Below are 21,774 nucleotides of genomic sequence, written 5' to 3'. Positions count from 1 at the left end.
CGTGCAGTCACCACCAACCGGTGGCGGGACCGAGTTGACGGCCCAGCTCATTGGTCATGGTTCGCATGTAGGTCGCGGACAGGTGATGAGCGTCGTGATATACCAACACGTTTCCCTCGACGGCCGGGCAGATGTCGGCTCGGCAGACCGCGTCGCTCATGTCCAGCGGCTTGAGCATCGGGAACTGCTCGACCCAATCCAGGGTGGGATTGCGGTCGGCGAGCACATCCGAGCGCTTGATGCCGCACGACACCGCGTCGCCACCCTTGGCCAGGCAGTCCGAGGGGTTGAACGGCTGGCCGTCTTTGACCAGCCAGGGAGTGTCGCGCATGGCCAGGATCGGAATGTTGTTGTCGGAGAAGGTCTGCCAGATCCCGACGTAGGTGCCGGGCATCACGTCACCGGGTTTGATGTTCCACGGCCGGGTCGAGGTGGTGAAGACGAAGTCCGGGTGGTCGGCCACCACCGCCGCCATCGCCTTGGGCACCCATTCGGCGCACTCGGGGTAGGGGTCGTTGTTGCCCATCACCCGCGGCATCTTCTCGGTCGACAGCGCGCAGCCCATCTTCAGGTACGTCGTCACCTTGAAGTGGTAGCGGCGTCCCAGGATGTCCAATGCGGTCAGCCAGTGCTCGGCATGCGAACCGCCGGCCAGCGCGATGGTCCGCGGGGCGTTCCGGTCGCCGTAGCTGCACTTGAGCACATCGGTGTTCTTGAAGTCGCTGATGCAGCCGTCACGGGTGGACGGCGGGTAGTCGGTCTGGGCCTCGAGCACGGTGGGTCGCATCCGCAGGGCCGGCACCCGCACGTGTTTGATCAAGGCGCGGGCGCCGGGATAGTCGTGGGAACTCAGAGCGGTCAGCTCTTTCCCGCTGGCGCGTTCGACGCTGACGTGCTCGCGCCAGGTGAACGCCGTCGCCGTGAGCGTGACGCCCAAGAGTCCGATCACCGAGCCCAACACCATGGTCGGGCGACGCAGCCGGGTCCGCCAGGGCACCACGACCACCGTCTCGGGTGCGGCGTTGCCGGCTTTGCGTTGGCGGAGCGGCTCCTCGATGTACCGGTTGGTCAGGTACGCCAGAACACCCGAGACCAGCAGCACCGCGGTGCCCTCGACGACGTTGGCGTGGGCATGACCCGTGTAGGCCAGCCAGAAGATCAGCAGCGGCCAATGCCACAGATACAGCGCGTATGCCATTTCCCCGAGCCGCACCAGCGGCGCCGTCGCCATCAACCGGTTGGGGAGCGGCAACGGCACACCCTCAGCCCGGTTGGCACCCGCCAGAATGAACAACACCGCCGCTCCCACCGGGACCAGCGCCCACGGGCCGGGGAACTGCCGGACGCCGTCGATCAGCGCGCCGCAGGACAGCACGGCCACCAAGGCGATCGTGGCGGCCGTGGTGCGCAACCACAACGGCCACCGGATGTAGGGGACCAGCGCCCCGACCAACGCTCCCAGCAGCAACTCCCACGCGCGGGCGAAGCTGTTGTAGTACGCCACCGCCTGGCTGGCCTGGTGGGCGAAGATCGCGTAGACGAACGAGGCGATCGCCAGCGTGCTGAGCACGACCACGAACATGGGGCGCAGCCGCTCGCCCAACCGACGTCGTAACAAATAAGCCAGGCCGAACACCAGCGCCAGGAACGCGATGTAGAACTGGCCCTGCACCGACATCGACCAGATGTGCTGCAGCGGGCTGACCGACTCCCCGGCTCGCAGATAGTCGGCGACCGTGCTGGCCAGCTCCCAGTTCTGGTAATAGCCGAGGCTGGCGAGACTCTGGTCGGCGAACGTCTCCCAGCGCGTCTCCGGCTGGATCAGGATGGTCAGCACCGCACAAGCGGCCAGCACCACCACCAGCGCCGGCAGCAGTCGGCGCACCAGCCGGACAACCTCGGGCAGGGGCGCCAGTGAGGCCGTCGGATTGAGCGCCGCCCGCAGCAGTTTCCCGCCGAAGAAGAAGCCGGACAGCGCGAGGAACACATCGACACCACCGGAAACCCGGCCGAACCACACGTGGAACATCGCCACGAGAGCGATGGCGATGCCACGCAATCCGTCGAGATCGTGGCGGTAGAAACTGGCCCGGCTTTCCGTCGCGTGCTGCGCTGACTGCACAGCGTCCGCGTCGGCCGAGCGGGTCGGGAAGATCGTCATGATTGACAGACAATCTACCTAACCCGTTGGCCGACGCGCGTTCCCGAATTCGGCCGGAGACCCGTGAGGTCAGGACTCCAGGATGCGAGTCAGGTACGGGGTCATCCCGCTGGTGCGTGCCGCGGTGACTACGACGGCGGGCTCGGTGGCCTCGATCATCTGGTTGTTCCCGAGGTACATCGCGACGCTCTGGGTGCCGCCCGGCCCGTAGCAGAGCAGATCACCGGGGCGCGCCTGTGCGGGTGCGACCTTGCGTCCGACCGCGCACTGCTCCGCTGACGTCCGGGGCATCTTCACGCCGGCCCCGGCGTAGGCGTACTGAATCAGGCCGGAGGCGTCGAAGCCCACCACGTCGGCCTTCAGCCCGGTGCCGCGGGTGGGCCCGGCGGCGTTGCCGCCGCCGTAGAGGAAGGGCACATTGCGCTGTGACAGAGCGCGCTGAATCGCGTAGCTGGTGGTCTGCTGGTAGCCGACCAGGGTGGGGCCGGTCGGGTCGGCGCTTGCGATGTGCGGATTGACCATCGGCAGCGTCAACAGCAGGGCCAGGCTGAACGGGACAGCGAAGCTGCGCTTCATGTTGATCACCTCTCCGCGGCTTCGGCGCGGTGACTTCACGCCTCTGCCGCATTCCGCCGATCCACCCTGCGGGCCGATGCGCCGGCCCGCCCCCGTAGGGGGCCGCGCCGCCCCGCGTGGTGAACCGCTGAATTCACAACAGTCACTAGCACCACTGTGGCAACAAACGGTCCGGCGAGCCACCTGATCGCGGCTCTGAGCGGGATTTTTTGTCTTAACGTGACCGAACAGTGATCGCAGAGCGGTGCAGGCGCCAAATCCTCGCCCGCAGTTGTGATTTCGCTCTCACTCGGGGGACTCGACGGTCCCGTTTCCGCCATGCCAGTAGGTGCTGCTGAAGTCGGTCAGCGCCGTGCCGGCGGTCGAGGCGAACAGAACGAGCGCGATGGCCAGCGGTGGCCAGAAGGACAGGTACCAACCCTTGAGCAGGGAGACCAGCGGCCCGAGCACCGCTGCGGCCACCGCGGCCCCGATCCCACCCCACACCACCGGATAGATGTAGTAGTCGACGCCGAACGGCGCGGGTGGGCAATCCCCGACGCAGACTTCCTTGAGGAAACCGAAAAGCCTTGAATACCAATTGGTTCCGAAGGCAAGCGTGGCCAGCAAGGCCAGCAGCAGAAACAGTGACGCGACGTCCCACGGGACCAGCCGCAGTCGCAGTACACGCGGCGGAGCGTCGTCGTGATCGGCGTGGGACGGGTCGTCGGACTGCTGCGGCGAAGCCATGGTGGCTCAATGCTGCCGGATGCCCGGCGTTTCTGCGACCGAACCCGGAGCTCGTCGGCGCTCGGCCGCGCTGCTTTACCCTCGTTCTCTATGACTTCCCGGGCCGCGTCGACTCCCGGGCTCACGCCCGAGCAGATCAGCGCGATCGATGCGGCTCACCTTTGGCACCCGTACAGCACGATCGGCGCCGAAGCGGTGCCACCGGTGGTTGCCGTCGGTGCCCGCGGGGTCTGGTTGACGCTGGTCCGAGACGGTCGGCCGATGCAGGCGATCGACGCGATGAGCTCCTGGTGGACCGCGATCCACGGGCACGGCCACCCAGAGCTCGACGAGGCCGTCAGGCGTCAGGCGGCCACGATGAGTCACGTCATGTTCGGCGGGCTCACCCACGAACCGGCGGCGCGGCTGGCCCAGCTGCTCGTCGACATCACTCCGGCCGGCCTGGACACGGTGTTCTTCTGCGACTCCGGTTCGGTGTCGGTGGAGGTCGCCGTGAAAATGGCGCTGCAGTACTGGCGCGGCCTCGGACAACCCGGCAAGCGGCGGCTGATGACGTGGCGCGGGGGATACCACGGCGACACCTTCACCCCGATGAGCATCTGCGACCCCGAGGGCGGCATGCACGAGCTGTGGGCTTCGGGACAGGAGTCGGTGCTGACGCCGCAGGTATTCGCACCGCAGGTGCCCAGCGATTACCTCCCGGCCTACGTCGCCGCGTTCGAGGCCCAGCTGGCCGAGCATGCCGCCGAGCTGGCCGCCGTGGTGGTCGAGCCGGTCGTCCAGGGTGCCGGCGGGATGAGGTTTCACGATCCCCGTTACCTGACCGAGCTGCGCGACATCTGCCGACGGCACGGCGTGCTGTTGATCTTCGACGAGATCGCCACCGGGTTCGGTCGCACCGGGGAACTGTTCGCCGCCGACCACGCCGGGGTCAGCCCGGACATCATGTGCGTCGGCAAGGCCCTGACCGGCGGCTATCTCAGCCTGGCCGCCACGTTGTGCACCGCCGAGGTCGCCCGCACGATCAGCAACGGCGAGGCCGGCGCGCTGATGCACGGTCCGACGTTCATGGCCAACCCGCTGGCCTGCGCGGTCTCGGTCGCGGCGGTGGAACTGCTGCTCGGCCAGGATTGGCGGGCCACCGTCGCCGAGATCGGCGCCGGACTGGCTGCCGGGCTGGAATCGGCGCGGGGGCTGCCCGGGGTGGTCGACGTCCGGGTGCGCGGTGCCATCGGAGTCATCGAGTGCGACCGTCCGGTCGACCTCGCCGTCGCCACGCCCGCGGCACTGGATCGCGGCGTCTGGCTGCGGCCGTTCCGCAATCTGGTCTACGCGATGCCGCCCTACATCAGCACGCCGGCGGAGATCGCGCAGGTCACCTCGGCGATGGTGGAGGTCGCCCGGCTCACCGGTTCTCGTAGGATTTAGCGCGATGACGCAGATCGAGACGTCCCCGTTGGCCTGGCTGGAGGCGCATGCCGAGCAGCGCCGGCAGGCCGGGCTGCGGCGTGCGCTGCGCCTGCGGCCGGCGGTCGCGGCCGAGCTCGACCTGGCGTCCAACGACTACCTCGGCCTCTCGCAGCACCCGGACGTCATCGAGGGCGGCGTGGACGCGCTGCGCACCTGGGGTGCCGGCGCCACCGGCTCGCGGCTGGTCACCGGCAACACGTCGCTGCACGAAGAGCTGGAAACTCGACTGGCCGAATTCACCGGTGCTGCAGCAGGTTTGGTGTTCTCGTCCGGGTATACCGCGAACCAGGGCGCGGTGGTCGGGCTCTCGGGCCCCGGCTCGCTACTGGTGTCGGACGCGTTGTCGCATGCGTCGCTGGTCGATGCCTGCCGGCTGTCACGCGGCAGGGTGGTGGTGACGCCGCACCGCGACGTCGACGCGGTCGACGTCGCGCTGGGTGCGCGCGTCGAGGAGCGCGCGGTGGTCATCACCGAGTCGGTGTTCTCCACCGACGGCGCGTTGGCTCCGCTGCGCCGGCTGCACGACGTGTGCCGCCGGCACCGGGCGCTGCTGATCGTCGACGAAGCCCACGGGTTGGGTGTGCGAGGCACTGGCGGGCGTGGTCTGCTGCACGAGGTGGGCTTGGCAGGTGCGCCCGATGTGGTGATGACCACGACGCTGTCGAAGGCGTTCGGCAGCCAGGGCGGCGCGGTGCTGGGATCGACCGCAGTCCGCGATCACCTGATCGACGCGGCCCGTCCCTTCATCTTCGACACCGGTCTGGCGCCTGCCGCGGCCGGTGCCGCGCTGGCCGCGCTGGAGGTCCTGCGGTCCGAGCCGTGGCGGCCCGCGGCGGTGCTGCGCCATGCCGCCACCCTGGCAGAGATCTGCGGCGTGCGGCAGCTGCCGCAGTCGGCGGTGGTGTCGGTGATTCTCGGCGAGCCGGAAGTGGCGCTGGCCGCCGCGACGGCCTGCCTGGACGCCGGTGTCCGGGTCGGGTGTTTCCGCCCGCCGACCGTGCCGGTCGGCACCTCGCGGCTGCGCCTGACCGCGCGTGCGTCGCTGGACCACGACGACCTCGAGCTGGCCCGCGCGGTGTTGACCGACGTGCTGGCCGCGGCCCGGCGTTGACGGTCCTGGTCGTCACCGGGACCGGGACCGGGGTCGGCAAGACCATCGCCACCGCGGCCCTGGCCGCTGCCGCCCGGCAGGCGGGTCTGGCCGTAGCGGTGTGCAAGCCGGTGCAGACCGGGATCGCCGCCGGGGATGACGACCTCGCCGAGGTCACCCGGTTGACCGGGATCAACAAGGTGGTCGGGCTGGCCCGCTACCCGGAGCCGATGGCGCCACTGGCGGCCGCGGAGCAGGCCGGGCGTTCGTTGCCCAGCAAAGACACGATGCTCAAACTCATTCGCGCCGTTGATCATCCGGGTCAGTTGACGCTGGTAGAGGGCGCCGGCGGCTTACTCGTCGAGCTTGCCCACGGTGGCGTGACGTTGCGGGATCTCGCTGCCGACCTCGACGCCGCGGTGCTGGTGGTCACCTCGGCCGAGCTGGGCACCCTCAACCACACCGCGCTGACGTTGGAATCGCTTGCGGCCCAAAAGCTTGCGTTCGCCGGCCTGGTGATCGGCAACTGGCAGTTGCCGCCCGGCGTGGTCGAGGCGTCGAACAGGTCCGCGCTGGTGCGCCTGGGGCCGATGCGTGCGGCCCTGCCCGCCGGGGCCGGACAGCTGAGCACCGCCGAGTTCGTCGCGATGAGCGTGCACGCTTTCGACCGCGACTGGGTGACCGGTCTGCTCCGCTGATGGCGCATTCGGTCGAGCTGCTCTTCGATCCCGATACCGAAGCGACCCTGCGCCGGATCTGGGACGACTTGGCCGGGGCGGATCTGCCGAGCCGCATGCCGGCGGGCCGCCCTCATGTGACAGTCGCCGTGGCCGAACGGATTTCGCCAGACGTGGACGAACTCCTGTGTCCGATAGCGCAGCGGCTACCGGTGCGGTGCGAGGTCGGGGCGCCGCTGCTGTTCGGCCACTCCAACGCGGTGCTGGCCCGGCTCATCGTTCCGACGGCCGAACTCCTGGAGTTGCACGCCGACGTACTCCGCGTCTGCGGCCCGCACCTGCTGCCAGGTCCGCTGCCGCACAGCCTGCCCGGGCAGTGGACCGCCCATGTCACGCTGGCCCGTCGGGTCGAGAGCGCCCAGGTGGGCCCGGTGCTGCAGATAGCGGGTCAACCCACCGAGATCGTGGGGCACCTCGCCGGCCTGCGCCGCTGGGACGGCACCGAACGCGTCGAATATCCGATCGGCTGACTCAGGTACCGCTGCTGCCCGGGCTCGCAGCGCCCCCCGCGGTGTAGGACGTCGCGCCGGTACCGGCGAGTGCGCCGCCGGACACGATCAGATATTCGTCGCGAATCGGCGTGCCGGCGAAGAAGTTCTCCAGAATCTCGCGGGTCCCCGCGGCGTAGCGGGCTTGCGCGGACAACGTCGTCCCGGAGATGTGCGGGGTCATCGCGTTGTTCGGCATCGTGCGCCACGGGTGGTCCTCGGGCGGGGGTTGCGGGTACCACACGTCGCCCGCGTAACCCGCCAGTTGTCCGCTCTCCAGTGCGGCCACCACCGCGTCGCGCACGCAGATCTCGGCCCGCGCGGTGTTGACGATGTAGGAGCCGCGGCGCATGGACGCCAGCAGTTTCTCGTCGAACAGGCGGTAGGTCTGCGGATGCAGCGGCGCATGGATCGACACCACGTCGACCGCGCGAACCAGCGACGCGGCGTCGGGGTGGTAGGTGACGCCCAACCGCTGCTCGAGGTCCTCCGGCAGTCGTCGGGTGTCGGTGTAGTGCAGGTTGACCTCGAATGGGGCCATCCGCCGCAGCACAGCCTGACCGATGCGACCGGCGGCGATCACCCCGACGTCCATTCCCTCGACGTCGTAGGCGCGCTCGACGCTGTCGGCGATATTCCAGCCGCCGTCGGCCGTCCACTGATGCGACGGAACGAAGTTGCGGACCAGTGTGAGTATCTGCATCACCGCATGCTCGGCGACACTGATGCTGTTGCAGAACGTGACCTCGGCGACGGTGATCCCGCGAGCAATGGCGGCGTCGAGATCGACGTGGTCCGAGCCGATCCCCGCGGTCAGTGCCAGCTTCAGATTGGTGGCCTTGGCGATCCGCTCGGCGGTCAGATAGCCGGGCCAAAACGGTTGCGAGATAACCACATCGGCGTCAGGCAGCTCCCGCTCGAACTCGGAATCGGGCCCCTCCTTGTCTGAGGTCACGATCAGTTGGTGGCCTCCGGCGGACAGAAAGTCCCGCAGCCCCAGCGCGCCCGATACGCAGCCCAGCAGCTCGCCGGGGGTGAAGTCGATGGCAGACGGGTTGGGCAGGGTCTGGCCATCCGGATAACCGTGGATGGCCGGGATGCCGTCGCGCGCATATGCCGGGGGATAGCCACCGACCGGATCCGGGTACAGCACCAGCAAAACCTTGGCCATGACAGTCTCCTTTGACACGTCAGAACCCAAAACCGTTGCGGCTCAAGTTCTATGAACGACGTGGTGCTCAGTCGGCTGCCGGCTCGAACCGGACGAAGACACCCTTCGACGTCGGGGTGTTGCTGACCTCCGCGACGCTGTCCAACGGTACCAGCACATTGGTTTCGGGGTAATAGGACGCTGCTGAGCCGCGCGCGGCCGGATACGCCACTACGCGAAACCCTTTGGCGCGCCGTTCGATTCCGTCGTCCCAGGTGCTGATCATGTCGACGAGCTGGCGGTCCGCCAAGCCCAACTGGTCGATGTCCGCGGGGTTGATCAGCACTACCCGGCGGCCGTTGTGGATACCCCGGTAGCGGTCGTCGAGGGCGTAAGGCACGGTGTTCCACTGATCGTGGGAGCGCATCGTCTGCAGGATCAGATGCCCTTCTGGCGGCCGGACGCGCTCGAAGGTGTTGCAGGTGAACACCGCCTTGCCCGACGGCGTCGGGAAGCGATGCTCGTTGACCGGGTTGGGCAGCCGGAAGCCGCCGGGTTTGCGAACCCGGGCGTTGAAGTCGTCAAAGTCGTTGACCACCCGTGAGATTCGGTCGCGGATCGAATCGTAGTCACTCTCGAAGTCTTCCCAGTGAAACCCGGGCCGGTCGCCGACGGTGCGCCGGCCCAGGCGGCAGATGATCGCCACCTCACTGAGCAGGTGCTCCGATGGCGGGCTGAGCCGGCCATGCGACTGGTGGACGATGCTCATCGAGTCCTCCACCGTGACGAACTGTTCCCCGGTGGCCTGCACGTCGCGGTCGGTGCGGCCCAGGGTCGGCAGGATCAGCGCCGTCTCACCGCAGACCGCGTGCGAGCGGTTGAGTTTCGTCGAGACGTGCGCGGTCAGCGTGCAGGCCTTCATCGCCTGCTCGGTCAATTCGCTGTCGGGAGTGGCGCGCACGAAGTTGCCGGCGAAGCCGACGAAGACCTTCGCCTGACCGTCCCGCATCGCGCGAATGGCGTTGACGGCGTCCAGGCCGTGCCGGCTGGGAGGGGTGAATCCGAATTCACGCTCCAGCGCATCCAGGAACGACTGGGGCATCCGTTCCCAGATCCCCATCGTGCGGTCACCCTGGACGTTGCTGTGTCCGCGCACCGGGCAGACACCTGCTCCCGGGCGGCCGAGGTTCCCGCGCAGCATCAGGAAATTCACGATCTCGCGGATCGTCGCGACCCCGTATTTCTGCTGGGTGATTCCCATCGCCCAGCAGACGATCACCTTCTTGCTGGCCAGGACCCGCTCGACGACCTGCTCGATCTCCTCGCGGGCAAGCCCCGTCGTCGCCTCGATCTCCGGCCAGGAGATCTCTGCCAGATGATCGGCGAACGCCGCGAAGCCGGTGGTGTTGGCGTCGATGAACTCGCGGTCGAGCACCGTCCCGGGCGCGGCGGCCTCGGCCTGGAGCAGCAACGCGTTCACCGCCTGGAACAGCGCGAGGTCGCCGTTTGGCCTGATGTGCAAGAACTGGTCGGCGATTGTCGTTCCGCGACCGATGATTCCGCGCACCTTCTGCGGGTTCTTGAACCGGATCAGGCCGGCCTCCGGCAGCGGGTTGATCGCGATGACCTGTCCGCCGTTTCGCTTGGTCTCCTCGAGCGCGGACAGCATCCGCGGCATGTTGGTGCCGGGGTTGATGCCGACGGCGAACACCAGGTCGGCTTCGTGGATGTCGTCCAGGCTGACGCTGCCTTTACCGATCCCGAGCGTCTCTTGCAGTGCGGATCCGCTGGACTCGTGGCACATGTTGCTGCAGTCGGGAAGGTTGTTGGTGCCCAGGACCCGCGCGAACAACTGCAGCAGGAACGCCGCCTCGTTGCTGACCCGCCCCGAGGTGTAGAACAGCGCCTCGTCGGGAGAGTCGAGTTCGCGCAGGTGCGTGGAGAGCACCTCGAACGCGTCGTCCCAACCGATCGGCTCGTAGTACTCGGATCCCGGCCGCTTGATCATCGGCTCGGTCAGCCGGCCCTGCTGGTTGAGCCACATGTCGGACTCGGCCAGCAGACGCGGGATGGAGTGCTCGGCGAAGAACTCCCGGGTGATCCGCTTGGTCGTCGCCTCGTCGTTGATGTGCTTGGCGCCGTTTTCGCAATATTCGTTGATGTGCCGGTGCCCGGCATCGGGCTCGGGCCACGCACATCCCGGACAGTCGGTGCCGTTCGTCTGATTGATGGCCAGCAGATTGATCGCGGCGCGGCGCGGCGAGGTCTCCTCCAGCGAGTACTGCACGGCATGCAGGACGCCGGGTACGCCAGTTGCCCATTGCTTCGGGGGAGTGACTTTCAGATTCTCGTCACTCGAATGCTCTGTGCTCATCGGATCCGTCTGCTCGGGTAGACGCTCAGCATAACGCCGCGCTCTGAGTTGGATACGCTCGCAGGATGGGTCGGGTTACCGCACGTCGGCCAGTCCGGCACTTGAGCGCCGAGACAACCGTACGGCGGCCGGAAACCCTCGTCGTGGAAGAGCCGCTCGAGATCCGGGTCGACGGCAGGCCGATCACGGTGACGATGCGGACACCGGGTTCGGATTTCGAATTGGCGCAAGGGTTTCTGCTCACCGAAGGTGTCATTGCGCGCCGTGACGACGTGGCGGCCATTCGTTACTGCAGCGGCGCCGGCCCCGACGGACTCAACACCTACAACGTCCTCGACATCACGCTGGAATCGTCGGTGCCCGCACCCGACACCGACGTGACCCGGAACTTCTACACCACCTCGTCGTGCGGAGTGTGCGGCAAAGCATCACTGGACGCGGTGCGACTCAGCAGCCGCTACCCGGTCGGCGATCACGTCCTACGCGTCACCGCGGACGCCTTGACGTCCATGCCCGATCGACTGCGGGGCGCACAGAAGGTGTTCGCCACCACCGGAGGCCTGCACGGTGCGGCGCTGTTCGACGCCGACGGCGTATTGCTGGCGGCACGTGAAGACATCGGCCGGCACAACGCGGTCGACAAGGTGATCGGCTGGGCGCTGGAGAACGATCGGATACCGCTGGAGACTGCCGTGTTGCTGGTGAGTGGGCGGGCTTCGTTCGAACTGACCCAGAAGGCGGTGATGGCGGGTATTCCGATGCTGGCCGCGGTGTCGGCGCCGTCCTCGCTGGCGGTCGACCTGGCGTGCGAATCGGGCCTGACGTTGGTCGCTTTCCTGCGTGGCGACTCGATGAACATCTACTCGCGACCAGACCGGGTCATCGATGGCCGCTGATTCGGGTCGCTTGCGCGACTGGTTGCACGCGCTGATCACCCATCGGCACGGCAGCGAGGTGTATCAGACCTCGACGATGGGCGCTCTGCTCGACGGCGTCTACGACGGTGCCGTGACCATCCGAGAGCTGTTGCGACACGGCGACTTCGGTCTGGGCACCTTCAACGGCCTGGACGGCGAAATGCTGGTGCTCGACGGGACCTGCTATCAGCTGCGCGGCGACGGCAGCGCCCACCCCGCCGAGCCGGATCAGTGCACTCCGTTCGCCGTGGTCACCTGGTTCGACGCCGATCATTCGTTCGAGGTGTCCGAGCCGGTCGATCGCGCCGGACTCAAAGAGCGGATCGACCAGTCCCTGCCGAGTACGAATTTGATTGTCGCGGTGCGGGTTACCGGCGATTTCTCAGTGATCCGCACCCGCACTGTCACCGAGCAGCACCGGCCATACCCGCCCTTCGCCGAAGCCACCCGAGACCAGCAGGAAGTGACCTTCCGGTCGGTGAGCGGGACACTGGCCGGATTCCGGATGCCCGACTACGAGCAGGGCGTCTCGGTGGCGGGATACCACTCGCATTTCATCGACGACGACCGGCGTCACGGGGGACACGCCCTCGATTACGACCTGACCCGCGGGCGGGTCGAGATCAGCGTGCGGTCCGACCTGCACCTGAGCCTGCCGAGCACCCCGGAATTCCTTGCCGCCGAACTGAACCGGCCGGACGCCGACGACCAGATCCGCCGCACCGAGGGGTAGCGAATTGACCAACGACGAGGTGCGATCAGCCCAGCGGGTGGTCGACACGCTCACCGCCTTCGGCATCCGGTACATCTTCGGCGTACCGGGCGCCAAGGTCGACGCCGTCTACGACGCGTTGCTGGACGGCGGACCCGAGTTGATCGTCTGTCGTCACGAACAGAACGCGGCGTTCATGGCCGCCGCGGTCGGCCGACTCACCGGGACACCCGGCGTCGCTCTGGTGACGTCGGGCCCGGGCACCACCAACCTGGCCACGGGTCTGATCACGGCCAACACCGAGCAGGACCCGATGGTAGCGATCTGCGGTGCCGTGCAACGGTCCGACCGGCTCAAGCACACCCATCAATCGATGGATGCCGTTGCCGCACTGCGACCGTTCACGAAATACACCGGCGAGGTCGACGACCCGGACAGCGTCTCCGAAACCGTTGCCAACGCCATCCGCAGCGCACTCACCCAGCCGTACGGCGCCGCCGCCGTCGTGCTGCCCGCCGACGTACAGTCCGCGCTGACGTCGGCGGCGGCCGTCGAGCCGACTCCGGTCCCGGCGTTGGGGCCCGCTCCCTCAGACCGAATTGCCGAGGCCGTGAACCTGATTCACGATGCGAGGCGCCCGGTGTTGTTCGTCGGTGTCCGGGCGGGGGAACCGGCCGCGTGCGCGGCGCTTCGCGAGTTACTCGCCGTCACCGACCTGCCGGTCGTCGAGACCTTCCAGGCGGCCGGGGTGGTCTCCCGTGAACTCGAGGACCATTTCGTCGGTCGCGTCGGAATGTTCCGCAACCAGCCCGGCGACATCGTCATCAGTCACGCCGACGTCTTGGTGACGGTCGGCTTCGACCCGGTCGAGTACGATCCGCGGCTGTGGAATCCGGATCCCCGTCGCGCGTTGATCCACCTCGACGAGCTGCCCGCCGACATCGACAACCACTATCAGCCCGCGCTCGAATTGCGGGGTGACATCGCCGCGACCCTGACCGAGTTGACCCGGGCGCTGGCGGGGCTGCGGCTCGGCGACGACGTGCGTGAGCGTGTCGCGGAACAGCGTGCGGTGCTGTCGAGGATCGACGAAGAGGCCCGGCGCAGTTCGCAGACCGAGAACGGGGTCAACCCCGCCGCCTTAGTGCTCAAACTGCGTGACCTCCTCGACGACGACGCGACCGTCGCCTGCGACGTGGGGTCGCTGTACATCTACATGGCCCGACACTTTCGGGTCTACCAGCCGCGCCGGTTGCTGTTCTCCGACGGCCAGCAGACCCTTGGTGTCGCGCTGCCGTGGGCAATGGCCGCCGCGCTGGTGCGACCCGGCACACCGGTGGTATCGGTGTCCGGTGACGGTGGATTCCTGTTCAGCGCACAGGAATTGGAGACCGCGACCCGGCTGGGGTTGAGTCTCGTTCACATCATCATGCGCGACAACGCCTACAACATGGTCGAGTTCCAAGAGGAGCTGAAATACGGCCGTGCCTCCGGCGTGCGGCTGGGTGACTACGACGTCATTCATTACGCTGCGGCGTTCGGCGCCAAAGGTATTCGGGTCAGCAGCCTGGCCGATTTCGAGCGGGCTGTCACAACAGCCCTGACCGAGCCGGGAGTGACGATCATCGATGTGCTCGTCGACTACAGTCGCAACGCCGAACTGTTCGCCGAACTGCATGACGACGTCCTGGAATGAGCGGTCAGGCGCTGAAGAGCAGATAAAGCCCGGTGAACGTGTAGCCGACCATGACCAGCATCATGGTGAGCTGGCCGGTGAGCTGGTGGCCTTTCGGCAGCAGCCGCAGCGCCTTGTCATGCGCCGCGATCACCGCGACGATGTGTCCGGTGACCACTGAGGTCACCTTGACCACGGCCAGCACCGTCGGATGCTGCGACAACACGTAGGCGACGTGTAAATGACCCAGCCCCAGTAGATTCCAGTCTTTGCCGAGCGGATCGGCCAGCGCGAAGATCGCCTGCTGACCGCGCTCGACGAGATACGACAGGTAATGCGCGAAGATGTAGCCCACCACGATCGGGATCAGTGAGTGGGCCAACTGGCCCGGCAATGCGCGACGCCGATCACGCTCGAGACCACCGCTGGCGCGCGCCGCCAGCGAGAAGGTCGTCGCCACCACGGCGATGAACACCAGCAGCCCGACGGTCCGCAGTGCGGACGACGTGACTACCACCGGCACACCGTGAACCGAACGCGTGAGGCTGTCCGAGAAATTGCGCCACGTCGTCGACGACGAGAAACTGTCGAACGCGGTCGAGCCGAGCAGCACCGCCAGCACCGCGACGATCCCCGGCCGAATCGGCAGCGACAACAGATGATCGAACGGGTTGCCGATGCCTATCCGCCCGCTTTTCGCGTCGCGGCGGAACGGCGAGAGCCGCGATACGGCCATGCTGTACACCCCGAACGGATCCGCGCGGGCGAACCAGCGCTGCCCGCACAGCCACCCGCCCACCAACAGCACCACCGCGTAGACCAGCAGCCACGTCCTGACCCACGGCAGCGCGGCGGGATTGGGGCTGGCCAACTCTAGCCACACGAACGCGAACAGGCCCAGGGCCGCCGGCCGGTAGCCCCACGACTCCGGGTAGGACCACCGCGGCGCGGGTGTAATCCGCTGCAGCAGTAGAAATACCGTGCGGACCGGTGAGATCACCCGCCATACCGGCCCGACCAGCAGTGAGACCACCACCAGTCCCACCCACAGCAACACATAGAACACGCCGAGCAGTGCGTTGCCCGACGTCTGCGGTCCGAACAAGCCCGCCATCAGCACCCACGCGGTGAACACCAACGTGCCGACCGCAGCTACACCGCGGGTGATGCGCGAGTCCACGAACGCCGTCAACGCCGCCGGCAGCGGGCGGGTCGGGTTGCCCGGATCAAACCGGGGCCGCTTCCAGGCGAACGCGACCAACGCGAACGTGAACGTCAGCGCCCACGCGGCGCCGATCACCGAAAAGGCATACGGCACCGGCAGATCGCTCGACCCGCCGAGGCCGTGGGCCAGGACGTGTGGTTCGGTCACGGATTCACATGAATGGTGGCGACGGTCCGGTCGAGATGGTGGAGTTCGACGTCGACACTGCCCGGCACGTCGACGCTGAACTGGAACGTCTGATTGGCCGCCGCGGCGACCTCGAACTTGTGGTCGGGCACCGAATGCACGTGCAACTCGTCAGCGACATCGCTGGTGACGTGCAACGTGATCGGCTGCTTGACCGTTACCTGCAGCGTCGCGTTGGCCGGGGTCACCTGACCGTGCGCGATGACGATGTCGACCGTCAGGCCGGCACTGCCAGGCGGTTTCGATTCGCCACCGCACCCCGCCAGGCCGAGCACCAGCGTCGAAACTGCAAGGGAGACAAGTGCTGTGCGAATCTGCGTCAACGCGGTCACGCTGCTCGCGGAGGCGAGTGCTCGACGGCCTCCTCGCCGGGCTCGTTGGGGGCGATCTCGGAATTGTTGATGCGTCCGGCACCCCAGGTGAGCGCGGTGATCACGCTCAGCGTGAAGAACAGCACCACGATTCCACCCGCGGTGAACAGCCAGGCAGGAACACCCGGATCCCGTTCGCGCTGCAGAATCGAGACCTCGAAAGCGAAGTTTCGGGTGCCGTTGCTCAACACCGGTATCTCCGGCACGGGGATTGCGGCGTCAGCCGGTGCCCAGATCGGTACCGCGGCCAGATCGCGCCCGTCGTGCACCCGCAGCAGGGTCTTCCAATCACCCCACACCGGAATTGGTTCCGTGGACACGTAGTGACCCGGCCCGACCTCCTTCAGTCGGTTGATCACCAGCCCACGGTGGTTCTCCATCTTGCCCTGCCACCCCAGAATGGTGACCCAGTCCGGGTGCTTGCCGGCCAGATCGGGCGGGTTCAGCTGGACGTCCGCCGACACCAGCCGCTGCCCTTGCGGGCTGGGCAGGTCGGTCAACTTGACGGTGGCGCTGTCCTGCTTCGGGACGTGGATGTGCAGACCGTTGGCGACGGTGCCGCCGATGACGAGCACCGTCAACGCGACCGCGGTGATGCCGAACGCACGTCCCGGCAGGCGTTGACTGGTCAACACCATTCCGAGCAACGCGGCGCACACGCCGATGCCGATCGCGACCGGTACCGCGGTCGGGAGGGCCTCCCGCCAGAGATCCACCGGCCACGGGTAGTGGTAAACGCGTCCGACCCACAGCGATTCGAGCCAAAGTCCGACCGTGCCGATACCCAGGCCCGACACCGCACCGAACAGGATCGGCCGTTTGAACAGCGGTGTGAGCGCGACCAATTCGACGACCAGGGCCGGGCCCAGATACAGCGGGAACCAGTTGATCGGTGCACCGAGTATCGGGCCGACAATGAGCGCGACGCCGCCGCGCAGCGCGATCGCGAACAACGCGGCAATGACGGCCGCGCCTTTGCCGAGCGTCATGCGGGCGACGATGCACCCGATCGCGGCTGCGGCCGCGATCAGCATCGGCTGGAACACCAATCGGAATTGCGGTACGCCGAAGTCGAATTCGATCTGGTAGACCGACATGCCGATCAGGAGGCCGCCCGCCGAGAGGTAACGCAGGCCCTTCACGAAGGGGCGGTCGTTACGAACCGGCGGACCGTCGGTCGGCGTCTCCTCGAGGTCCCGGGCTCCCTCGTACTCCAACATCAGGACCGCGAACAGCGAGAAGTTGGCGCCGCCGATCATCATCAGATGGGTTGGCCCCCACAGCGTTACATCTTGACCGAAAACGCGGTGCCAGATGTCGTCGAGCGGGAAGCCGATCATCGCGTACATGCCGCACGCGGCCATCAGCAAACCACCCACCGGGGCGTACCAGTTGCGTGTGATTCGTACCGCGGCCGGGCCGGGCTTGTCGTAAGGCAGGACCACTGCGATTGCGCCGGCCAGAAAGATTCCGAACAGGCCGATGATGATGAAGTAGTGCGCTGGGTTCGCCAGCGGACCGGGGTCGCGGCCATTTCCGATGTGCCAGCTGACATCCCAGATGAAGCCGAACAACGCGCAGATGATCGACGTCGTAAAGACCAAGATGGTCAGCGCGACCCACGGCGGGCGGTTGAACTTGTCTCCCAGCCGCGTGGCCACGGTGTTCAGCCAGGTGATCCGATGAGTGCGATGCGCCCACCCCACATACAGCAGCCCCGCGCCGATGATCCCCGCGGCGATCGTCAGTCCGATGACCTGGTTGAGGCCGGCGCCGCGCGCCGGTGGCTCAGCCGCAAGAAGTGTCAAATCCACCGTGATACCTCCCACATGCGCCGGCCCGCCCGACATTGTTACGGGCGCTTAACTTACCCAAGGGTAGGTAACCTGTGGGACCCACGCTCAAACTTCAGCGGATTTGCTGTCGGCGTGTTTTCAGTCCTGGTTGTCGTCGGCCGGGTCCGGGACGAGGGTGGGACCGGAATCGTCAGGTGTGCGCCGGTCTTTGATCGCGACGTAGAGCACGACGCCCACCACGACCACGGCCGGCAGGAACGCCGGCCCGGCGAGCAGCAGCCAGTGGTGAGCTACGTAGTGGACATGTGCACTGGCCATTTTCGATCGCTCCCGAACGTCCGCTGTCTACCGGGGTCGGGTACCCAGACCAGGCCGGGGCGACCACATGACGTTTGTGCAGGTGCACACCGCTAGCCTAGCCTGGGCACGGTTCGACGCCGGTTGTGTGAGGCCGGGACAGTCTGCAGCCCGCACGCACGGGCCGGACAAACACCAAGAACTAAGGAGTAGCTGGTGACTCAGGCGGCGACTCGGTCGACATCCGACACCGACAGCACCGACATCCTGGCGACGGCTCGTCGGCAAGTGCTCGAGCGCGGCGAGGGGCTGAGCCGGCAGCAGGTGCTCGAAGTGCTGCAGCTGCCCGACGAGCGGCTCGAAGAGCTGCTGGCGCTGGCGCACGAAGTCCGGATGGCGCACTGCGGCCCCGAGGTCGAGGTGGAAGGCATCATCAGCCTGAAGACCGGTGGCTGCCCGGAAGACTGTCACTTCTGCTCGCAATCGGGCCTGTTCGCCTCGCCGGTGCGCAGCGCCTGGCTCGACATTCCCAGCCTGGTCGAGGCGGCCAAACAGACCGCCAAATCCGGAGCTACCGAGTTCTGCATCGTGGCCGCGGTGCGTGGACCGGACGAGCGGCTGCTGGCGCAGGTGGCCGCCGGTATCGAGGCCATCCGCGACGCGGTCGACATCCAGATCGCCTGCTCGCTGGGCATGCTGAGCGCCGAGCAGGTGGAGCGGCTCGCCGAGATGGGTGTGCACCGCTACAACCACAACTTGGAGACCGCCCGCTCCTTCTTCCCCAACGTCGTGACCACCCACACCTGGGAGGAGCGCTGGGAGACGCTGTCGATGGTCCGCAAGGCCGGCATGGAGGTGTGCTGCGGCGGCATCCTCGGCATGGGTGAGACCCTCGAGCAGCGCGCTGAGTTTGCTGCCAACCTGGCCGAGCTCGACCCGGATGAGGTGCCGCTGAACTTCCTCAACCCGCGCCCGGGCACTCCGTTCGGCGACCTGGAGGTGCTGCCGGCCAGCGAGGCGCTCAAGGCGGTGGCCGCGTTCCGGCTGGCCCTGCCGCGAACCATGTTGCGGTTCGCCGGTGGCCGCGAGATCACCCTCGGCGACCTGGGCGCCAAGCAAGGCATCCTGGGCGGCATCAACGCGGTGATCGTCGGCAACTACCTGACCACGCTGGGGCGTCCCGCCGAGGCCGATCTGGAGTTGCTCGATGATCTGCAGATGCCGATCAAGGCGCTGAACGCCAGCCTGTAGAACGTGATGGTCCACGATCTGCCGGCACCGGTCGGGGCCGGCGTCTACAACGTCTACACCGGGACACCGTCGGCCGACGGCGCCGCGATCCCGACCGCCGCCCAGCTGGGTCTCGAGCCGCCGCGTTACTGCGCCGACTGCGGCCGCAGAATGGTGGTCCAGGTTCGTCCCGACGGCTGGTGGGCCAAGTGTTCGCGGCACGGGCTGGTCGACTCCTCGGAGTTGGAGGCGCGCCGGTGACGGGTGCGAAAATGGCCGGCGTGCCCCGGATTTCGCGCCGTCGGGCCGCCGTCACCGTCGCGGTGAGCCTGCTTCCGGTGGGTGTCCTGGTGGGTGGCCTGTGGGCGTGGCTGGCGCCGTCGGTCAAGGGCGTGGTGGTGTTGACCCGCAGCGACGAGCGACTCCACGACTATCTGGGCCCTGAGTCCGATCACTTCTTTGTCGCCGCGTTTCTGATCCTCGGGCTGCTCAATGCGGTCGCCGCGGTGGCGGCGGTGCTGGCCTGGCAGTGGCGGGCCCACCGCGGACCCGAGATGGTGGTCGCGTTGTGCGCGGGCATGGTCGCTGCCGCTGGCGCCGCCGTCGGCATCGGCGTGTACGTCGCCCATTTACGTTATGGCACAGTGAATTTCGCAACGCTGCCGCTGACTCACGACCACCCGCTGCGGTACTTCACGCAGGCGCCGCCGGTATTCTTCGGCACCTCGCGACTGCAGATCGCCTGCACGCTGCTACTGCCCGCGGCGACGGCGGCCCTGGTGTACGCGGTGCCGGCGGCGGCGACCGCCCGCGACGACCTCGGCGGTTACCCGCCCGTCGACACGCCGTATCCGCGAACCGAAAGTGTCACTGCGACACCATCATAGCGGACGGCGATGCACGGACTTGCCGGTGATGACCTTGGCCGCGATGACGGCCAGTCGAGCCATGCCGACGTAGGTCGTCGGGTTGAACATGGTCGGCCACTTCGTCCTGATGAGATGGTCGCTCAACGGGCGGCGAGCGAAGCGGTCCTGCAACCAGCGCAACGCCATCGGCGCCGACAGCGGGTGCAGCAGCAGGTGCTCGTTGAAGGCGTCGCGATGGTAGGTGACGTCGGCGCCACCGGCCGAGTACGCGTCGGCCAGCCGGTCGATGTCCTCGACGTCGATCAGGTAGTCGTGCACGGCCTGCACGATCAGCACCGGCGGTGTGGGCGCTTTGGCGCCCAGCCGAATGCTGTCGAACACGTGCTGCACCTCGGGCATGGTCAAGATCTCTTCGAGCGGGCGGTCGAGGTATACGCCGACGTCCTTCTTGACCATTCGTAGCACCGCCCCGACCGTCGTCATGCTCTCCAGTCGCTGGAGTAGCACCCGGCCCTCCTCGCTGGCGTGCTCCTGGATCACCCGGTTCAAGTCGGGGTAGACGTGCATCAGCGCGGCGATCACCATGGCCGGCAGACCGGCCAGGTACGTGCCGTTCAGTCGACGGAAGGTGTGGCCGAGGTCGCCAACCGGCGAGCCGAGTACCGCGCCCACGATGTCGATCTCGGGTGCGTAGTCGGCGCACAGCTCGGCGGCCCACGCCGTCGCGAGCCCACCGCCGGAGTAACCCCACAGGGCGACCGGCGCCGATGCGGACAGGCCCAGCCGTTCAGAGCTCAGCGCGGCCCGGACGCCGTCGAGAATGAAGTAGCCCGGCTCGAATGGCGCGCCCCACATCCCGGTTCGACCCTCGTGGTCGGGTATCGAGACCGCCCAACCCTCGGCCAGCGCGGCGGCGATCAGCAGGAACTCCAGCTGGGCCAGCGAGCCCAGCGCGTTCGCCCGCCGCCGCAGTGCGTAGGAGGGGAAGCAGCGGGACGACACGGCGTCGATCGCGCACTGATACGACAGCACCGGACAGGGCCGCTCGGGGCTGGCGTCGCTCGGCACGAGCACCGTCGTCGCCGTCGCCTCCGGCTGGCCGTTCATGTCGGTGGTCCGGTACAGCAGCTGGGTCGCCATGATCCGCTGCGGGACCAGGCCGAGGAAGGCCAGCTCGACGTCACGCGAACGCAGCACGGTTCCGGGTTCGGCATGCTGGAATCCCGGTGGTGGCTGGTAGAACGGGTCGTCGATCGGCAGTTTGGGACGCGCTTTGGCCTGCAGTTCCTCGTGGGGCGCACGACCGATCCATTCCGCACCGGTTTCGACTGCGCTCGCAAGGTTGCCAATGTCCATCAGGGCATTCTTGCTTAAGAACGCTTTAAGAATCCAGTTGGCCGACCGGTGAGTCGTGGAGGTCACCCCAAACCGGGAGGTCGCAGCGCCGCGAACTCGTCGGTGACGCGCAACTGGGAATCTGTGAATCGGTACAAGGCGGCCGGTCGGCCACCGCTGCGGCCGGACTGCGCGACGGTGCCGGTCGGCGTGATGACGCCCCGGCGGGTCAGCACGCGCTGGAGATTGGTGGTGTCGACTTGGTAGTCCAACGCGGCGCTGTAGATGTCTCGCAACGTTGACATGACGAATTCGTCGGGCGCCAAGGCGAATCCGATGTTGGTGTAGGACATCTTGGCGACCAGGCGGGTGCGGGCGTGCTCGAC

The 21,774-nt window shown here is 67.3% G+C and carries 20 protein-coding genes and 1 pseudogene; 10 read left to right on the top strand and 11 right to left on the bottom strand.

Going from position 1 to position 21,774, the window contains the following annotated elements:
- Positions 1-7: 7 nt before the first annotated feature.
- The 3 genes from CYU59_RS19970 to CYU59_RS19960 all read right to left on the bottom strand — a co-directional run bounded on the left by CYU59_RS19970 (position 8) and on the right by CYU59_RS19960 (position 3,466).
- Positions 8-2,161, bottom strand: coding sequence for an acyltransferase family protein (locus CYU59_RS19970; RefSeq protein WP_293001877.1), 2,154 nt, complete (start codon positions 2,159-2,161; stop codon positions 8-10).
- Positions 2,162-2,230: 69 nt separating this feature from the next.
- Positions 2,231-2,737, bottom strand: coding sequence for an NlpC/P60 family peptidoglycan-binding protein RipD (gene ripD / locus CYU59_RS19965; protein ID WP_293001875.1), 507 nt, complete (start codon positions 2,735-2,737; stop codon positions 2,231-2,233).
- Positions 2,738-3,022: 285 nt separating this feature from the next.
- Positions 3,023-3,466: a hypothetical protein gene (locus CYU59_RS19960; RefSeq protein WP_293001873.1), complete on the bottom strand. Its 444-nt coding sequence runs from the start codon at positions 3,464-3,466 to the stop codon at positions 3,023-3,025.
- Between the two features lie 90 nt (positions 3,467-3,556).
- Between CYU59_RS19960 and CYU59_RS19955 the strand changes: the two genes are divergently transcribed.
- The 4 genes from CYU59_RS19955 to CYU59_RS19940 are packed head-to-tail and all read left to right on the top strand — an operon-like array spanning position 3,557 to position 7,233.
- Positions 3,557-4,894: an adenosylmethionine--8-amino-7-oxononanoate transaminase gene (locus CYU59_RS19955; protein WP_293001871.1), complete on the top strand. Its 1,338-nt coding sequence runs from the start codon at positions 3,557-3,559 to the stop codon at positions 4,892-4,894.
- 4 nt (positions 4,895-4,898) lie between these two features.
- On the top strand, positions 4,899-6,047 hold the full coding sequence (locus CYU59_RS19950; protein WP_293001869.1) for an 8-amino-7-oxononanoate synthase: 1,149 nt from the start codon (positions 4,899-4,901) through the stop codon (positions 6,045-6,047).
- Positions 6,044-6,724, top strand: coding sequence for a dethiobiotin synthase (gene bioD, locus CYU59_RS19945; RefSeq protein ID WP_293001867.1), 681 nt, complete (start codon positions 6,044-6,046; stop codon positions 6,722-6,724). Before CYU59_RS19950 ends, bioD begins: the two co-directional genes overlap by 4 nt.
- Entirely contained in the window at positions 6,724-7,233 is a 510-nt protein-coding gene (locus CYU59_RS19940) for a 2'-5' RNA ligase family protein (RefSeq protein ID WP_293001865.1), read from the top strand. The genes bioD and CYU59_RS19940 overlap by 1 nt, the downstream gene beginning before the upstream one ends.
- A gap of 1 nt (position 7,234) precedes the next feature.
- Here CYU59_RS19940 and CYU59_RS19935 read toward each other — a convergent pair whose 3' ends face one another.
- Positions 7,235-8,422, bottom strand: a complete 1,188-nt coding sequence (locus tag CYU59_RS19935; RefSeq protein ID WP_293001863.1) for an NAD-dependent formate dehydrogenase — start codon at positions 8,420-8,422, stop codon at positions 7,235-7,237.
- Positions 8,423-8,489: 67 nt separating this feature from the next.
- Entirely contained in the window at positions 8,490-10,775 is a 2,286-nt protein-coding gene (locus tag CYU59_RS19930) for an FdhF/YdeP family oxidoreductase (RefSeq protein ID WP_293001861.1), read from the bottom strand.
- 65 nt (positions 10,776-10,840) lie between these two features.
- Here CYU59_RS19930 and fdhD point away from each other — a divergent pair, with 65 nt between their 5' ends.
- Genes fdhD through alsS form a run of 3 tightly spaced genes read left to right on the top strand, consistent with a single transcriptional unit; the run spans position 10,841 to position 14,100 of the window.
- Entirely contained in the window at positions 10,841-11,671 is an 831-nt protein-coding gene (gene fdhD / locus CYU59_RS19925; protein WP_293001859.1) for a formate dehydrogenase accessory sulfurtransferase FdhD, read from the top strand.
- The gene (gene budA / locus CYU59_RS19920) at positions 11,661-12,425 is read left to right on the top strand and encodes an acetolactate decarboxylase (RefSeq protein WP_293001857.1); all 765 of its coding nucleotides are present in this window, start codon (positions 11,661-11,663) and stop codon (positions 12,423-12,425) included. Before fdhD ends, budA begins: the two co-directional genes overlap by 11 nt.
- A 4-nt stretch (positions 12,426-12,429) precedes the next feature.
- The gene (gene alsS / locus CYU59_RS19915; protein ID WP_293001855.1) at positions 12,430-14,100 is read left to right on the top strand and encodes an acetolactate synthase AlsS; all 1,671 of its coding nucleotides are present in this window, start codon (positions 12,430-12,432) and stop codon (positions 14,098-14,100) included.
- A gap of 4 nt (positions 14,101-14,104) precedes the next feature.
- Here the strand turns inward: alsS and CYU59_RS19910 are convergent, their stop codons facing one another.
- From CYU59_RS19910 to CYU59_RS19895, 4 genes are all read right to left on the bottom strand, one after another.
- Positions 14,105-15,451 (bottom strand): hypothetical protein, encoded by a 1,347-nt coding sequence (locus CYU59_RS19910; RefSeq protein ID WP_293001853.1) that lies wholly within the window; start codon positions 15,449-15,451, stop codon positions 14,105-14,107.
- Entirely contained in the window at positions 15,448-15,813 is a 366-nt protein-coding gene (locus tag CYU59_RS19905) for a hypothetical protein (RefSeq protein WP_293001851.1), read from the bottom strand. Before CYU59_RS19905 ends, CYU59_RS19910 begins: the two co-directional genes overlap by 4 nt.
- A 5-nt stretch (positions 15,814-15,818) precedes the next feature.
- Positions 15,819-17,711 (bottom strand): hypothetical protein, encoded by a 1,893-nt coding sequence (locus CYU59_RS19900; protein WP_293001849.1) that lies wholly within the window; start codon positions 17,709-17,711, stop codon positions 15,819-15,821.
- An 84-nt stretch (positions 17,712-17,795) separates the two neighbouring features.
- Positions 17,796-17,975 carry a hypothetical protein gene (locus tag CYU59_RS19895; protein ID WP_293001847.1) on the bottom strand — a complete coding sequence of 60 codons (180 nt, stop codon included), beginning with the start codon at positions 17,973-17,975 and terminating at the stop codon, positions 17,796-17,798.
- A 195-nt stretch (positions 17,976-18,170) separates the two neighbouring features.
- Here CYU59_RS19895 and bioB point away from each other — a divergent pair, with 195 nt between their 5' ends.
- Genes bioB through CYU59_RS19880 form a run of 3 tightly spaced genes read left to right on the top strand, consistent with a single transcriptional unit; the run spans position 18,171 to position 20,071 of the window.
- Complete coding sequence (bioB, locus tag CYU59_RS19890) at positions 18,171-19,205, top strand: biotin synthase BioB (protein ID WP_293001845.1); 1,035 nt, start codon at positions 18,171-18,173, stop codon at positions 19,203-19,205.
- 6 nt (positions 19,206-19,211) lie between these two features.
- Complete coding sequence (locus CYU59_RS19885) at positions 19,212-19,445, top strand: hypothetical protein (RefSeq protein ID WP_293001991.1); 234 nt, start codon at positions 19,212-19,214, stop codon at positions 19,443-19,445.
- A gap of 11 nt (positions 19,446-19,456) precedes the next feature.
- Positions 19,457-20,071, top strand: coding sequence for a DUF2567 domain-containing protein (locus CYU59_RS19880; RefSeq protein ID WP_293001989.1), 615 nt, complete (start codon positions 19,457-19,459; stop codon positions 20,069-20,071).
- On the opposite strand, the gene CYU59_RS19875 is transcribed toward CYU59_RS19880, so the two are convergent.
- Both CYU59_RS19875 and CYU59_RS19870 read right to left on the bottom strand, forming a co-directional pair.
- Positions 20,066-21,412, bottom strand: coding sequence for a lipase family protein (locus CYU59_RS19875; RefSeq protein ID WP_293001986.1), 1,347 nt, complete (start codon positions 21,410-21,412; stop codon positions 20,066-20,068). The genes CYU59_RS19880 and CYU59_RS19875 overlap by 6 nt on opposite strands.
- Positions 21,413-21,471: 59 nt before the next feature.
- Positions 21,472-21,774 (bottom strand): annotated as a pseudogene (locus tag CYU59_RS19870) (NUDIX hydrolase); the annotation flags it as partial.

The sequence above is a fragment of the Mycobacterium sp. genome, assembly GCF_002863225.1.
Lineage (GTDB): Bacteria > Actinomycetota > Actinomycetes > Mycobacteriales > Mycobacteriaceae > Mycobacterium.
This window is presented reverse-complemented; position numbering and strand designations above follow the sequence as displayed.